Annotated in this window: 12 protein-coding genes and 2 pseudogenes; 11 read left to right on the plus strand and 3 right to left on the minus strand. The window is 64.4% G+C overall.

The features are described from left to right. The 5 genes from AC1DBQ_RS15375 to AC1DBQ_RS15395 form a co-directional block, all read left to right on the plus strand. The coding region (locus AC1DBQ_RS15375; RefSeq protein ID WP_476929329.1) for a 2-dehydro-3-deoxygalactonokinase at positions 1 to 345 on the plus strand (345 nt) is incomplete at its 5' end. Between the two features lie 8 nt (positions 346 to 353). Next, positions 354 to 971, plus strand: coding sequence for a 2-dehydro-3-deoxy-6-phosphogalactonate aldolase (locus AC1DBQ_RS15380; RefSeq protein WP_476929330.1), 618 nt, complete (start codon positions 354 to 356; stop codon positions 969 to 971). Between the two features lie 147 nt (positions 972 to 1,118). Further along, entirely contained in the window at positions 1,119 to 2,267 is a 1,149-nt protein-coding gene (gene dgoD, locus AC1DBQ_RS15385; RefSeq protein ID WP_476929331.1) for a galactonate dehydratase, read from the plus strand. A 71-nt stretch (positions 2,268 to 2,338) separates the two neighbouring features. Further along, positions 2,339 to 3,697 carry an MFS transporter gene (locus AC1DBQ_RS15390; protein WP_476929332.1) on the plus strand — a complete coding sequence of 453 codons (1,359 nt, stop codon included), beginning with the start codon at positions 2,339 to 2,341 and terminating at the stop codon, positions 3,695 to 3,697. A gap of 74 nt (positions 3,698 to 3,771) precedes the next feature. Next, positions 3,772 to 4,665: a 2-hydroxyacid dehydrogenase gene (locus tag AC1DBQ_RS15395; protein ID WP_476929333.1), complete on the plus strand. Its 894-nt coding sequence runs from the start codon at positions 3,772 to 3,774 to the stop codon at positions 4,663 to 4,665. A gap of 272 nt (positions 4,666 to 4,937) precedes the next feature. Here AC1DBQ_RS15395 and AC1DBQ_RS15400 read toward each other — a convergent pair whose 3' ends face one another. From AC1DBQ_RS15400 to AC1DBQ_RS15410, 3 genes are all read right to left on the minus strand, one after another. Then, positions 4,938 to 5,327: an MmyB family transcriptional regulator gene (locus AC1DBQ_RS15400; protein WP_476929339.1), complete on the minus strand. Its 390-nt coding sequence runs from the start codon at positions 5,325 to 5,327 to the stop codon at positions 4,938 to 4,940. A 253-nt stretch (positions 5,328 to 5,580) separates the two neighbouring features. Further along, positions 5,581 to 6,609, minus strand: coding sequence for a LacI family DNA-binding transcriptional regulator (locus AC1DBQ_RS15405; RefSeq protein WP_476929334.1), 1,029 nt, complete (start codon positions 6,607 to 6,609; stop codon positions 5,581 to 5,583). Positions 6,610 to 6,614: 5 nt separating this feature from the next. After that, the gene (locus tag AC1DBQ_RS15410) at positions 6,615 to 7,817 is read right to left on the minus strand and encodes a Gfo/Idh/MocA family protein (RefSeq protein ID WP_476929335.1); all 1,203 of its coding nucleotides are present in this window, start codon (positions 7,815 to 7,817) and stop codon (positions 6,615 to 6,617) included. A gap of 192 nt (positions 7,818 to 8,009) precedes the next feature. Here AC1DBQ_RS15410 and AC1DBQ_RS15415 point away from each other — a divergent pair, with 192 nt between their 5' ends. The 6 genes and pseudogenes from AC1DBQ_RS15415 to AC1DBQ_RS15440 all read left to right on the plus strand — a co-directional run. Further along, positions 8,010 to 8,954: a carbohydrate ABC transporter permease gene (locus tag AC1DBQ_RS15415; protein WP_476929340.1), complete on the plus strand. Its 945-nt coding sequence runs from the start codon at positions 8,010 to 8,012 to the stop codon at positions 8,952 to 8,954. A gap of 12 nt (positions 8,955 to 8,966) precedes the next feature. Further along, positions 8,967 to 9,866 carry a carbohydrate ABC transporter permease gene (locus AC1DBQ_RS15420; RefSeq protein ID WP_476929336.1) on the plus strand — a complete coding sequence of 300 codons (900 nt, stop codon included), beginning with the start codon at positions 8,967 to 8,969 and terminating at the stop codon, positions 9,864 to 9,866. 74 nt (positions 9,867 to 9,940) lie between these two features. Next, the gene (locus tag AC1DBQ_RS15425) at positions 9,941 to 11,287 is read left to right on the plus strand and encodes an ABC transporter substrate-binding protein (protein WP_476929337.1); all 1,347 of its coding nucleotides are present in this window, start codon (positions 9,941 to 9,943) and stop codon (positions 11,285 to 11,287) included. A gap of 94 nt (positions 11,288 to 11,381) precedes the next feature. Further along, the gene (locus AC1DBQ_RS15430; protein ID WP_476929338.1) at positions 11,382 to 13,601 is read left to right on the plus strand and encodes an alpha-galactosidase; all 2,220 of its coding nucleotides are present in this window, start codon (positions 11,382 to 11,384) and stop codon (positions 13,599 to 13,601) included. Between the two features lie 192 nt (positions 13,602 to 13,793). After that, positions 13,794 to 14,051 (plus strand): annotated as a pseudogene (locus AC1DBQ_RS15435) (NAD-dependent epimerase/dehydratase family protein); the annotation flags it as partial. Positions 14,052 to 14,341: 290 nt separating this feature from the next. Continuing rightward, positions 14,342 to 14,882, plus strand: a pseudogene (locus AC1DBQ_RS15440) (pyruvate kinase); the annotation flags it as partial.

Here is a 14,882-nt window from a genome sequence, read left to right on the forward strand (position 1 = left end):
CACTCGCTCTCCCATCCCGGTCAACCGTTCGCTGCGCGCCTCTTCAGCGCCCGCACCCGATATCTCTCCGGTGAACTGGCCCCCGCCCGCATCGCGTCTTACCTGTCCGGCCTGCTCATCGGCGACGAGACTGCAGCGATGGTCCCGGGCGGCCTTACCTMCGGCGCCCCGGCGGCCTTGTGCGCCGACGGCCCTCTGGGCGGCCTGTACCAGCGGGCCCTGTCCGCCCAGGGCGTGCAAGTGCCGCTGCTGGAGGACACCGCCCTCGACGGGTTGCGCGCCGTTGCCCGCGCCTGGGGGCTTCTCCCTGCCGCCTTCTCTGCCACCTCCATCCCCTCCGTCTAAGGACCCTCATGTCTTCCTCCCCCACCGGACTCATCGCCATCCTGCGCGGACTCACCCMCGAAGAGGCCCCCGAAATCGGCCACGCTCTCTATGGCGCGGGCATCCGCGTCCTGGAGGTTCCGCTCAACTCCCCCGACCCGCTCAAGTCCATCCGCCTGCTGCGCGAGGATCTGCCCGGCGATGCCAGCGTCGGCGCCGGCACAGTCCTCACCCGCGGGCAGGTGGCCGACGTGGCGGCGGCTGGCGGCCAGCTGGTCGTCTCCCCCAACGCCAACGCCGACGTCATCGCAGCCGCCGGGTCCCTGGGCCTGAGCAGCTACCCCGGTGTCGCCACGCCCACCGAGGCCTTCGCCGCGCTCGAGGCCGGCGCCACGGCCCTGAAAATCTTCCCGTCGGAGACCGTGGGGATCGCCGGGATGAAAGCCTGGTCCTCCGTCCTTCCCGCCGGCACGCAGCTGCTACCCGTCRGCGGCGTCGATKACCAGACGCTCACGTCATGGCTGCGGGCCGGGGCTGCGGGAGCGGGCATCGGCTCCTGGTTGTACAAGCCGGGCCGCCCCGCCGAGKAGGTCGCTGCGCGGGCGGCCTCGCTCGTGGCCGCGTGGAACGTCCACCGGGCCGCCTGAATCTCCGCCGCCGGCGCCGGACCTGAGACCGCCGCCGGGACTAACGCAAGAACCGCTTTCCCTGCGCTTGCCCACGCATGTCGGGCACGCAGCGTCGTGCCTTGAACGCGTCAACCAAGACCCCGTCATCCGAAAGGCGTCGCATCGATGAAGATCAAGTCCATCACCACCTACCCCGTCCCCCCACGGTGGCTCTTCGTGAAGGTTGAGACCGACACGGGTCTTGTCGGCTGGGGCGAGCCCGTCCTCGAGGGGCGTGCGGCTACGGTCGCAGCCGCTGTGGACGAGCTGGCCGACTACCTGATCGGCCAGGATCCGCGCCGCATCGAGGACCACTGGACGGTCATGTACCGCTCGGGCTTCTACCGCGGCGGCGGCATCCACATGTCCGCGCTGGCCGGGCTTGATCAGGCCCTGTGGGACATCAAGGGCAAGACGCTCGGCGTGCCCGTCCACGAATTGCTCGGCGGGCAGCTGCGCGATTCCATCAAGGTGTACTCATGGATCGGCGGTGATCGGCCGGGAGAAACTGCCGCCCAGGCGCGCGACGCTGTGGAGCGCGGGTTCAGCGCCGTGAAGATGAACGGGCCGGAGGAGCTGCAGTATATCGACACCTGGGACAAGGTCGAGCGCGTGGTGCACAACGTGTCCGAGATCCGCGACGCCGTGGGGCCGAACATCGGCATCGGCGTCGACTTCCATGGGCGCGTGCACCGGCCGATGGCCCGCGTGCTGCTCGCCGAGCTGGAGCAGTTCCACCTGATGTTCGTGGAGGAACCCGTCCTCTCCGAGCACGTGGACGGCATCGCKGACGTGCTGCGCGCGTCCTCGACGCCGATCGCGCTCGGCGAGCGTCTGTACTCGCGTTGGGACTTCCGCCGCGTGCTGGAGACCGGCGTCGTGGACATCATCCAGCCGGACCTCTCCCACGCCGGCGGCATCACGGAGGTCCGCAAGATTGCTGCGATGGCGGAGGCGTACGATGTCGCGTTGGCGCCTCACTGCCCCTTGGGACCGATCGCTCTGGCCGCCTGCCTCGCGGTGGACGCGGTCAGCTACAACGCAGTGATCCAGGAACAGAGCCTGGGCATTCACTACAACAAGTCCAACGATCTGCTCGACTACGTCACCGACCCGAGCGTGTTCGACTACGCAGACGGCATGGTCAAAATACCAACCGGGCCGGGCTTGGGCGTGGACATCAATGAGGACTACGTCATCGAGCGGGCCAAGGAGGGTCACCGCTGGCGCAACCCGGTATGGCGTCACGCCGACGGCTCCTTCGCGGAGTGGTGACTCCGTTCCCCCCCCAAATTTTCTTTCCCTTTACAAACTCCGTTCCTAACTTCTCACAATKAGGTGACCCCGTGAATGCAACACTCGCGCCGTCGACACTGCGCAAACTGAACCTGAAGATCATCCCGCTGGTGATTATCTGCTATTTCATCGCCAATCTGGACAAGACGAATATCTCCATCGCGGCGCTCGAGATGAACGCCGATCTGGGGATGACGGCCACCATGTACGGCGTCGGCGTCTCCGTTTTCTACATCACGTACCTGATTTTCGAAGTGCCCTCCAACCTCCTGATGACGAAGGTCGGGCCCCGCATCTGGATCGCCCGCATCATGATCTCCTGGGGCCTGGTCAGTTCGCTGATGTTCCTCGTCCACGCACCGTGGCAGCTCTACACGCTGCGATTGCTTCTCGGTGCCGCCGAGGCGGGCTTCGCMCCGGGCATCATCTACTACCTCTCGCAGTGGTTCCCGCAGGCTAACCGCGCCCGCGCCATGTCCTTCTTCTACATGGGCTCGGTCGGTGCCTCCGTGGTGGGACTTCCCATCGGCGGCATGATCCTGAACATGCATGGATTCCTGGGCCTGACCGGGTGGCGCTGGCTGTTCCTGATCGAGGGCATCCCCGCCGTCATCCTGGGCATCGTCATCCTCTTCGTCATGCGCGACAACCCGCACAAGGCTCCCTGGCTCTCGCGCGACGAGGCCGATAACCTGGTCGCCGTCCTCGAAGCCGAGCGCGGCACCGCAACGATCGGCGCACACGTGCCCTGGTACAAGGCGATCGCCAACCTCACCGTCCTTGGGCTCTCCGCGGTCTGGCTGTTCCAAGCGTTCTGCACCATCGGCGTCACCCTTTTCATGCCACTGATCCTCAAAGGGCTGGTCCCGGACTCCGGCAGCGTCATGGTCGGGGTGCTCTCCGCTGTGCCGTTCCTGGCCGCCTGCATCTTCATGTACTTCAACGGCCGCAGCTCCGACCGAACCGGCGAGCGTTCCAAGCACCTCGCGMTGCCGCTCATCGCGGCCGGCGTCTGCATGGCTTTGGCTCCGTACAGCCCGAYGGCGATCGCCTACGTCCTGCTCATTCTTGCGGTGGGCCTTACCTTCGCCCTGACGCCGGTGTTCTGGGCTGTGACGACGGAGAAGATCGCGGGCGTCGCAGCCGCCGCATCTATCGCCCTTATCAACACCGTGGCTCAGCTCGCAGGCCTCGGCCTGCCTCCCATCCTTGGCGCCATCAAGGACAGCACGGGCAATTACAACGGCGGCCTGCTCCTCATCGCTGCGGCGTTGATCGTCGGCGGCGTCCTGGGGAGGTTCATCACCCGCAATCACCGTTCGCACAATCGGCCTACGGTCCTGGTTGCCGACTCGACTATTCCGGATTCACGCGACGAGGCAGCCAACACTGAGGTGCCTACGCGATGAACTTCAGCGCTGACGCCCAGCCCCAAACGTCCGCGMGGAKGACACCCCTCCTACAACACGCGTCTGTCCCGGACATGCTGCTCGACGCTCTTCGTCAGGACCACGAGGTCGTCGACTTCCACAGCCTGTCCGCCGCAGATTTCGCTGCGCGGGCGTCGGAGTTCGAAGTCCTGATCACCAATGGCGAGGACACCGTGACACGCGAGCGGATCCAGTCGTTGCCCGCGCTGGGGCTCATCGCCAACTTCGGGGTCGGCTATGACGGTATCGATCTGCAGGCAGCCCATGAACACGGAGTGCAGGTAAGCAATACTCCAGACGTGCTGACGGACGACGTCGCCKACCTGGCCATTGGCCTTTTGTTGGCGACCTCGCGTCAGATYCCGGCAGCCCAGCAGTTCCTGGAGTCCGGTGCCTGGGCCGACGGCGGCTACACCTGGACGCGCAAGGTGTCCGGGTCACGGCTGGGCATCGTTGGCATGGGGCGGATTGGACAAGCGATCGCACGACGGGCTGTCGCTTTCGACATGCCCATTCGCTACTTCTCCCGTCATATCAAGCCGGAGGTCCCCCATGGCTTCGAACCATCATTGGTCGAACTGGCCACGTGGGCGGATGCCCTGATCGTCTGCGTCCCAGGCGGGAAGGAAACCAACGGGCTCATCAACGCTGAGATCCTGCAAGCCCTCGGCCCAGATGGCTTCCTCGTCAATGTCGGTCGCGGATCGGTCGTTGACGAGGCCGCGCTCATTCGAACGCTACATGCGGGCGAGCTTGGCGGTGCAGGTCTGGACGTTTTCACTGACGAGCCTCGAGTTCCTAAGGGGCTGCAAGGACTCCCGAACGTGGTGCTCACTCCCCACATAGGTAGCGCGACGTGGCAAACACGAGCGGCCATGTCAGAGCTCGTCATGGAGAACGTCAGGGCGTTTGAACGAGGTCAACGCCTCGCAACGCCCGTTGGCTAGAACGGGGAGCTCGCCGAAACTTCCCCTGCCGCAATACTCCGCAGTGTTGGATTGCAACGCATCTCCAAGCGCCACCCGTGGATGAGCCGTGATGGGTAAAGTCACACACCCAGCGCAGCCCCGGCGACTGCACACAGCTGGCTACCGGTCCTGGCGGAGGCCGACTGGGTTTGGATTCTGATGCTTCTGCGACAGTTGTTGCCACCCGGCTGGTGAGGAGTCTAATTTCGTTCTTCGCGGGTCGCTCCGGTTCGGCCGTGTAAACGCTGATTTCATGTACGGATCGCGGAAGGGTCTGCAGGGCCGACTACGGGGTGTCGCAGCCGTTTGGTTCCGTCGCGGCGGAAGCGGAAGCGGATGCCTTGCGCGATCCATATCGTATGGAACTCCTGGCTTGGTATGGATAATTCGCCAACGAGCTCCTGCAGATTCCGGTCGATGGGTTCACGGCCGGCTTCGGCGCGTAGCCGGCCGCGGTGGCTGCGGCCCCAGCGTCCCAGTCGATGAAGAACTCCCGTGAGGCTGGGTCGAKAAAGTGAAAGCGCGCGAAGTTGGAGTGGCAGCGGGCAGCGGTGGTGTCGCTGGCGATCATCGGCGCTTGCAGCGAGGCCCAGAGAGTTGGTGGCCACGACGTCKAGGCGGCCGTTTGCGGACGAACGCAGCGGACGTGGTCATGGAGTCAAGCAGGCCACAGGAGCCTCCACGCCAACTTCCTGGCGCCGGGACCGCGGGCGCCGCGCKAGCAGTGTGGCCAGGGCCAGGGCCAGCTCGAAGGTGGAGGCATTCCTCATCGTCCAGGTGCAGGGCCCGGGCGGCGGCCTTGAKGACGTCTTCTGACACGCCGCTGATGTTGGTKACGGCCGGTGTCCGATGCCAGCTGGCGAGTGTGGTGGGTGCTTCCGATCGCGGTATGCCTCAGTGGCAGCCGCAGGAGTTTCGGATGCGCAGGTGGGTGGGGAAGGTCCGGTGTTCCGGCTTTTCTCCGCGTCGGGCTCCGATAAGTGCTGTGACGGCGGCTTCGGCCATGGCCTGCGCGGGTTGTTCCACGGTGGTCAGGGCGGGCCAGCTGTACTCGGCCTCCGCGGAACCGTCGAATGAGGCCAGGGCCATGTCCTCGGGCACCGACAGGCCGGCTTCCCGGAGTGCGCGGAGGACGCCAATGGCCTGCATGTCCGAGCTGGCGAAAATCGCGGTCGGCCGGTTCGCTGCTGCCAGCAGCCGCTGGCCTGCGATGTAGCCGCCGTCGCGGGTGAAAAAGCTGCGTACGATGGGGCCTTCGGGCAGCCCGGCCTCGGCAAGGGCCTGCAGCCACCCCTGTTCGCGTCCGTCGAAAAAGTTACCTGTGTTCGTGCCCATGGCCAAGGCGATGTTTGTGTGTCCGTGACCGATGAGATGCTCCACAGCGGATTTTGCAGCCGCGACCCGGTCCACTCCCACGCTGTTGAAACCGGGAGTATCGGCATCATGGTCCAGGAGCACGGCTGGGATATCGTCGAACTCAAGTTCGGCGAGGTCTGGCTCGAACAGGACGCTGGACAAAATCACGCCATCCACCTGTCGGGCGGCGAGGTTGCGAAGGTTCCTGCGTTCCTTGGCGAGGTTCCCGTCGGAGTTAGTCAGCAAGAGGGCGTAACCGAGCTCGGCTGCCGCGTCCTCCACTGCGCGGGCCAGCGAAGCGAAGAATGGGTTGCTGTTGTCCGGGATGATGAGGCCGATCGTCTCGGTTGAGCCCAGCTTCAACGCCCGCGCTGCGGCGTTGGGCCGGTACCCCAGGAGCCGGATGGCTTCCTGCACCTTGGCTTCGGTGGCCGGTGCGACCTTTTTGGGACCTTTGTTGACCACGTAGCTGACGACGGCGGTGCTCACCCCGGCGTACCGGGCGACATCCTTGCGGGTCACCTGGGTACGCGGGGCGGGCACTGCTGATGTAGTCATGCGGTCCATGCTAGCTAGAGTGAGGCCGGGGCATCGCCGAAGTCCCGGATGGGCAGGCGTTCACCGTTGCGGAGGGCCGATTCGTGGGCCACGATCCCCGGCAGGGTGAACCGCGCCGCGGTCCAGGCGTTGACCGGCGGAAGCGCGCGCCCATTGACCGCCGTGACAAAGTCATCAACAAGGAAATGGTGGCTGCCCTCGTGCCCGTTCGGGGCTCCCCGGAATTCCTCCGGGAGACGGCTGCTGTCGTGGACGGGCGCAAGTCCAGACACGAAGGCGTCGCGGAGCTCGGGCGCCACGTTGGCCAGTGAGGGGTCATCGACGGACATGCTGGGCCGGGACTCCATCTGTTCAGAAATGTCGTGGACGTTGCCCTTGTCCTGCCACACAGTAACCCTGGCCAGCTGTTCAAAGCTGGCCTCTGTGCCAAAAAACCTGAACCGGGACTCCCTGATGTGCGACGGGTAACCCACGCGGCGCATCTCGTTGGTCCGCATCGCCCCGCCGTCGTTCAGTTCGAAGAGGGCCGTGGCGTTGGAAAAGTCGTTGCCGAACATGCTGATGCCCTTGTCGAAGACGCCGTCGTTGCGGTCATCCTTCACCCCGATGCAGCTAACGCTGACAGCGTGRGCGGGGATGGCGCCGAGGACTCCGCCGATCGCGTGTGTCGGGTAGAGCATGGGCGGGTAGCTCGCGGTTTCCTTCCAGCGATCACCTCCGCTGTGCTGATAGGCGTCGTAGAAGCMGAGATCCATGTCGTGGACATAGTCACCCTCGGCGTAGAAGACCCGGCCGAATTTGCCGTCGGCATGCTGCGTCCGGGCATACACGGTGGCCGGATTGTAGTAGCTGGTCTCCCCCATCATGTAGACGTTCCGGGTCTCCCGGACGGCATCGATGATGCGGGCAATTTCGTCTTCGGAGACCGCCATGGGCACCGCCGAGTAGACGTGCTTGCCGGCCCGGAGGGCCCGCTCCACGAGGGGGCCGTGGGTCCACCGCTGGGTGAAGATGGCGACGGCGTCGACGTCTGACTCCAGGAGCTCCTCGAAGCTGCCTTTCGCGCCGGCAAGGTCATACCGCTCGATCGCTTCGGCAGCCCGCTCGGGCCGCTCATCCACGACGAAAACTTCGCTCACCCCCGGGTGCAGGTTGAACAGGTGCGCGAACTGGCCACCGAACTGACCCACGCCCACTACTCCAATGGAGAACGTCATTGTTTTCTCTCCTTCTACACAGATTCAGCTGTTCTTGAAATCTTCCCGCAAGCTATCTACACGCGTCAACCGCTGGCACTGAAAACATGGATTTTGCCGGTAATTTCGTGCTGCGGGGTTGCCCATCTACTTCTATACGTGTAGATTCGGTGTCGATTGTTAGTCACATCACATCTTCAGGAAGGGTCGATGATGACCACCCTTACCAAGCACCCACCCACCGCAGCGCACAAGGCGCCGCAGGGTTCCAACCGGGTCCGTGGCATGGCCAAACTGCGCGACCTCAAGGTCGCGCTGCTGTTCATCCTCCCGGCGATGATCGGCCTCGTTGCTTTTTGTCTGGTCCCGACCATCCGCGGCGTCTACCTGAGCTTTACCGAGTACAGCCTGCTGGGTGAGCCCGAATGGATCGGAATCAAGAACTACACGGCGATCTTCCAGGACGAGCTGTTCTGGAATGCGCTGGCCGTAACCGTCCAGTACGTCGCAATCAACATCGTCTTCCAGACCGTCATAGCCCTCGGCCTGGCGCTGCTGATGCACCGGGTGGCAAAGTCCACGTTCATCCGCGGAGCCCTGCTMCTTCCGTTCCTGGTGGCCAACGTGATTGTCGCCCTGTTGTGGTTTTGGATGCTCGACTACCAGCTGGGCATCGTCAACGAGATCATCAGCTGGATGGGACTTCCCCGCATCGCCTTCTTTGGCAGTGAACAGTGGGCCATCCCCACCATCGCCTTCGTCAACGTCTGGCGCCACATGGGCTACACCGCCCTGCTCATCTTCGCCGGCCTCCAGGCCATCCCCCACCATGTCTACGAAGTGGCCGCCCTGGACGGAGCGTCGCCCACCAGGACGTTCTGGAGCATCACCATGCCGCTGCTGCGTCCRGTTCTTGCACTTGTCCTGGTGGTCACCGTCATCGGGTCCTTCCAGGTCTTCGACACCGTCGCGGTCACCACCGGCGGCGGTCCGGTCAATGCCACCCGCGTCATCCAGATGTACATCTATCAAAAAGCCTTCGGCGAATCGGACTTCGGGTATGCCTCCGCACTGTCCGTCATTCTCTTCGTGATCCTCGCGCTCGTGGCCTTCATTCAGATGAAGTTCCTCAAGGGCAGCGAAACGGATCTGGACTAAKGAACCCCTGCCATGACCACTCGTACACTCACCCGCAAGGCCGTTAACTGGCACCGCGTCKGTGCGTGGGCCGTCATCGCCCTCGCGCTGGCCGTCACCATCCTCCCGTTCCTTTGGATGCTCCGCACGGCCCTGTCCAGCAACCACTCGCTGGCCTCAAACTCCGGGAATCTCCTGCCGGCAGACTTCTCCTGGGGCGCGTTCAAGCGTGTTTTTGGAATGCAGTCCACCGAGGAGGCCCTCGCCGACGGAGGTTCCGGTGCCGCCATAGATTTCTGGCTGTACCTGCGAAACTCGATAGTTTTTTCCACCGTCACTACGGCAGCCCAGGTCTTTTTCAGCGCACTTGCCGCCTATGCCTTCGCCCGGCTCCGCTGGCCGGGACGGGACAAGGTCTTCTCCGTGTTCCTGGCCACCATGATGATTCCGGGGATTTTCACCGCCCTGCCCAACTTCCTCCTCATCAAGAACCTGGGACTGCTGAACACGTTTGCCGGACTGACACTGCCCTTCCTGTTCATGTCCGCGTTCGCCATCTTCTTCCTGCGGCAGTTCTTCCTGAGTATGTCCCGTGAAGTGGAGGAGGCAGCCATGCTCGACGGAGCCAAGCACCTGCGAATCTTCTTCCAGATTGTCCTGCCCAACGCCGCCGCACCCATGGCCACCCTGGCGCTGCTGACCTTTATCGGGCAGTGGAACGAATACTTCTGGCCTCTGCTGGTCGGCAATGACGAAAACGTCCGCGTCCTCACTGTGGGCCTGAGCGTCTTCAAATCCCAGTCCCCACAGGGCGCCCCGGACTGGTCGGGACTCATGGCCGCCACCATCGTTGCGGCAGTTCCCATCCTCATCCTGTTCCTTGCCTTCGGCAAGAAGATCGTCAACTCCATCGGATTCTCCGGCATCAAATAAACCGCTGACCCAGCCACTTCCCCCTCCATCCGCTCCACTCCGGGCAACCTCGTGCCCTCTTCGAAAGGTCAATMATGAAGAAGACTCTCGGCGCCGTTGCTGCCGCCGCAGCCATCGCCATCTCCCTCTCCGCCTGCGGCGGCGGGTCCACCTCCGCCGCCTCCGGTGATGCCAAGGGCGAAATCAACTATTGGATGTGGGACGCCAATCAGCTCCCCGCGTACCAGCAGTGCGCTGCGGATTTCACCAAGGCCAACCCGGACATCAAAGTCAAGATCACCCAGCGCGGCTGGGGTGACTACTGGACCACCCTGACCAACGGCTTCGTGGCCGGGAATGCCCCGGACGTCTTCGCCGACCACCTGTCCAAGTACCCCGAATTCGCCGCCAAKAAGCAGCTCCTGTCCCTCGACGATGCCGTCAACAAAGACGGGGTCAAACTGGACATCTACAACAACGGCCTGGCGGACCTTTGGGTGGGCCAGGACGGCAAGCGCTACGGCCTGCCCAAGGACTGGGACACCGTGGCCATGTTCTACAATAAAAAGCTCGTCAAGGATGCCGGCTACACGGAKGAACAGCTCGGAAAGCTGGACTGGAACCCCCAGGACGGCGGCAGTTACGAGAAGGCCATCGCCCACATGACCGTGGATAAGAGTGGCAAGCGTGGCGATGAGTCCGGCTTCGACAAGAACAACGTCGCCGTCTACGGCCTGGGCCTGGAAAATTCCGKCAACGGCCAGGGCCAGACCCAGTGGAGCTTCCTCACCGGCACCACCGGCTGGACCCACACGGACAAGAACCCGTGGGGCACCAGGTTCAACTACGACGATCCCAAGTTCCAGGAGACTATCCAGTGGTGGAAGGGGCTGGCCGACAAGGGCTACATGCCCAAGCTTGAGACCACCGTGGGCGCCAGCGTTGCTGATGCCTTCGGCGCCGGGAAGGCCGCCATCAACACCAACGGCTCCTGGATGATCGGCCAGTACACCAGCTACAAGGGCATCGACACCGGCATTGCCCCCACCCCCACGGGACCCGACGGCAAGCGCGCCAGCATGTTCAACGGCCTGGCCGACTCCGTCTACGCCGGCACCAAGAACCCGGCGGCCTCGGTGAAGTGGGTCGAGTACCTGGCCTCCAGCGCCTGCCAGGACGTCGTGGCCTCCAAGGCCGTCGTTTTCCCCGCCATCAAGTCCTCTTCCGACAAGGCCGCGGCAGCCTTCAAGGCCAAGGGCATCGACGTCAGTGCCTTCACCACGCAGGTCAAGGACAACACGACCTTCCTCTTCCCCATTACCGAGAACGCGGCGAAGGTCGATGGACTCATGGGCCCCGCAATGGACGCTGTGCTGTCCGGCAAGAAGGACGCCAGCACCCTGACCGAGGCCAACGACAAGGTCAACGCCCTCTTCAAGTAGGCCATCCGCTATACCCACTGCGCGCCGCGGGCGTCATCTTCCCCGCGGCGCGCAGCCCAACCCCTTTCTTCCACACCCCAGAAGGACATTATTTATGGACCCGCTCCACCTCCGTTCCGCCGGAACCAGTCTGGTGATCAGCTTCGACAGCGGGGAGGCTGAGGTCGTCCACTGGGGCGCGGATCTTGGCAGCACGCTGCCGGACCTCGCTATCCTCACAGCCGCTATCCCGCCGTCGTCCATCGACACCACCGTTCCCGCAGGCCTGCTGCCGCAGGCCTCATCCAGCTGGCGCGGCCGGCCTGCGCTGCGCGGACACCGGATTGCCGACGGCGTCCCCGGTCTGGACTTCTCAGCCCGCCTCCGCGTCGTCGCAGCGAGCACCGGGGACAACTCGACTGTCATCGTCCAGTCTGATCCCGACGCCGGCCTCACCGTCTCCTCCTCCCTGACACTGCATGACGGCGGGTTGCTGGAGTTGCGCCACACCGTCATCAATGACGGCACCACGCCCTACCAGCTCKACGAACTGGCCACCGTGCTTCCGGTGGCCCCGGCCGCCGTCGAACTCCTTGACCTCACCGGGCGCTGGTGCCGGGAACGCCACCCGCAGCGCCGCCCCATCCAGCAGGGCACCTGGGTCCGCACCGGCCGGCACGGCCGCACCGGGCACGACTCCTCGCTGCTTTTCGCCGCCGGCACTGCCGGCTTCGGCAACCGCCACGGGCAGGTCTGGGCCACGCACCTGGCCTGGAGCGGCAACCACGAGCAGTTCGCGGACAGCATCGGCGACGGCCGCACCATGATCGGCGGCTCCGAGCTCCTCGGTTCCGCAGAGGTAGTCCTCAAACCAGGCGCCAGCTACACGACCCCTGCACTCTTTGCGGCGTACTCCGCCCGCGGCCTGGACGGCATCAGCGAGGCGTTCTACAACTGGTTCCGGTCCCGTCCGCACCACGTGCTGCCGGCAGCTTCTGCCAACGCGGGAACCGGTAAACCCCGCCCMGTGGTCCTCAACACGTGGGAGGCCGTCTACTTCGACCACAACCTGGACACCCTCATCGAGCTGGCCGATTCCGCGGCCGAATTGGGCGTGGAGCGCTTCGTCCTGGACGACGGCTGGTTCCGCGGCCGCCGCGACGACAAGGCCGGACTGGGCKACTGGTACGTGGACGAAACACTCTGGCCGGACGGCCTTACGCCGCTGATCGAGGCCGTGACCTCCCGCGGCATGGAATTCGGGCTGTGGGTGGAACCCGAAATGATCAACCTCGATTCGGACATCGTACGGGCGCACCCGGATTGGATCGTGGGCCCCTCAGTCCAGAACTACAAGGACGGGGGACGCCTGCCGCTGGAGTGGCGGAACCAACAGATCATCGACCTCGTCAATCCCGATGCCTGGCAATACATCTACGACCGGGTGGATGCGGTGCTGCGCGAAAACAACATCAGCTACCTCAAATGGGACCAGAACCGCGACCTGTTGGAGCACGGCCACGCCGGCCGCTCCTCCGTGCATGAGCAGACCCTGGCCGCCTACCGGCTGTTCGACGAACTCCGCAAGGCCCACCCCGGCGTCGAGATTGAAAGCTGCTCCTCCGGCGGGGCCCGGGTGGACCTCGGCATCCTGGAACGCACCGACCGGATCTGGGCCTCAGACTGCAACGACGCCCTTGAACGCCAGACCATCCAACGCTGGACCGGTCTGGTCGTTCCCCCGGAGCTCGTGGGCGGACACGTCGGCCCCACCACCTCCCACACCACCGCCCGCACGCACGATCTGTCCTTCCGCGCCATCACAGCACTGTTCGGCCACTTCGGGATGGAATGGGACGTTCGGCAGCTGAAGGGCGCCGAGCGCGAGGAACTCAAACGCTTCATCGGCCTCTACAAGGAACACCGGGGGCTCATCCACAGTGGCCGGATGGTCCGGGCAGATGTCCMCGACGAATCGCTGATGCTGCACGGTGTTGTTGCCGACGCCTCCGCGGGAGACCATCTCTCAGGCAGCACCATTGCTTCAGGTGCGACGGCGGCACTGTTCGCGCTCGTGTGCACGCGGACATCATCCGCCGAGCAGCCCGGACGGATCACAGTTCCAGGTCTGGAGAGCGGACGTACCTACCGGGTTGAGGCGATCTTCCCGGCACCTGGCGACGCCGATTACGCGCACACGTTTACGCAGGCCCAACCGCCGGCATGGCTGGCCTCGGGAGCCGAAACCAGCGGCAGCTTCCTTGCCGAGGTCGGACTCCCCATGCCGGTCCTCAACCCGGAACATGCCCTGTTGCTGAAGTTCACGGCGCTCTAGCCGTCGACAAAACCTAACCGCAGACTGCCCCGGTGTTTCCCAGCTCTCAGGAGTGGACGGGACGTCGGGGCAGTCTCTGCCCGGGCAGAGGAGGGCAGATGAGAATTCTGCTTACCGGCGGGACCGGGTGCACCGGCTCGCACACGGTGCTGTCCCTGTACGAAGCCGGCCAGCCATCACGTGGTGGTGATCAGCAACCTGGCCGGCACGCTGAACCTCATCCGGGTCATGGACCGGCACGACGTCCGGTTGCTCGTGTTCAGTTCATCGGCCACCGTRTACGGGGAGCACAATCCCATCCCCTACGTCGAGAAGATGGAAATMGGCGCCAACAACCCCTACGGCCGGACCAAGGAGCAAATCGAGGATATCCTCTCGGATCTGGGCGACGCCGATCCCCGCTGGCACATTGCCCGACCGTGGACCAGATATGTGAGGACCACTGGCGCTGGCAGAAAAACAGCCCCCACAGCTCCAACGCCCGAACAACGCCTTGCAGCTGCTTGAAACGACGACGGCCGCGCACCCCGGCTTGAGCAAGCCGTCTCGGGCGGCAAGGGCGKCGTAGCTGTTGGACCTGGAAGCCCCTGCTGAACACTGAAGCCCCGGCCTGGAAAACCGGCCTTCGCTTTCATCCCCGCCAATCCGTCCTACTCGCGGGTCGTGAGAGCCGAATCCTCAGTGGTGCCTCCCCATCGGCATCCGCTACAACCCCAACCATGCAAGACAAGGGCAGGTATATGAGACGCGCTAAAATCGTGGCCACTTTCGGACCGGCAATCGCAAGCTTCGAGAACACGCTTGCCGTGCTGGAAGCCGGCGTCGACGTGGCACGCATGAACATGAGCCACGGCGATTACTCCGTGCACGACAACACCTACGAGAACGTCCGCAAGGCTGCCGGGCAGCTCGGCAAGGCCGTGGCCATCATGGCCGACCTGCAGGGCCCGAAGATCCGCCTCGGACGTTTCGTCGATGGTCCCCACCTCCTGGAGGTCGGTGACACGTTCACGATCACCACCGAGGACGTTCCCGGCACTAAGGACATCTGCTCCACCACGCTCAAGAGCCTCACCGAGGACGTCCAGCCGGCGATGCCCTACTGATCGACGACGGCAAGGTCGCCCTCCGTGCCATCGAGGTCGACGCCGTCAAGGTMGTTGCCCAGGTGGTTGTCGGTGGCTGGGTTTCGAACAACAAGGGCATCAACCTGCCCGGCGTGGCCGTCAACGTGCCGGCGCTGAGCGAAAAGGACGAGGACGATCTGCGCTGGGCCATGCG

The sequence above is a fragment of the Arthrobacter sp. 10T413_2 genome (genome assembly GCF_056394205.1).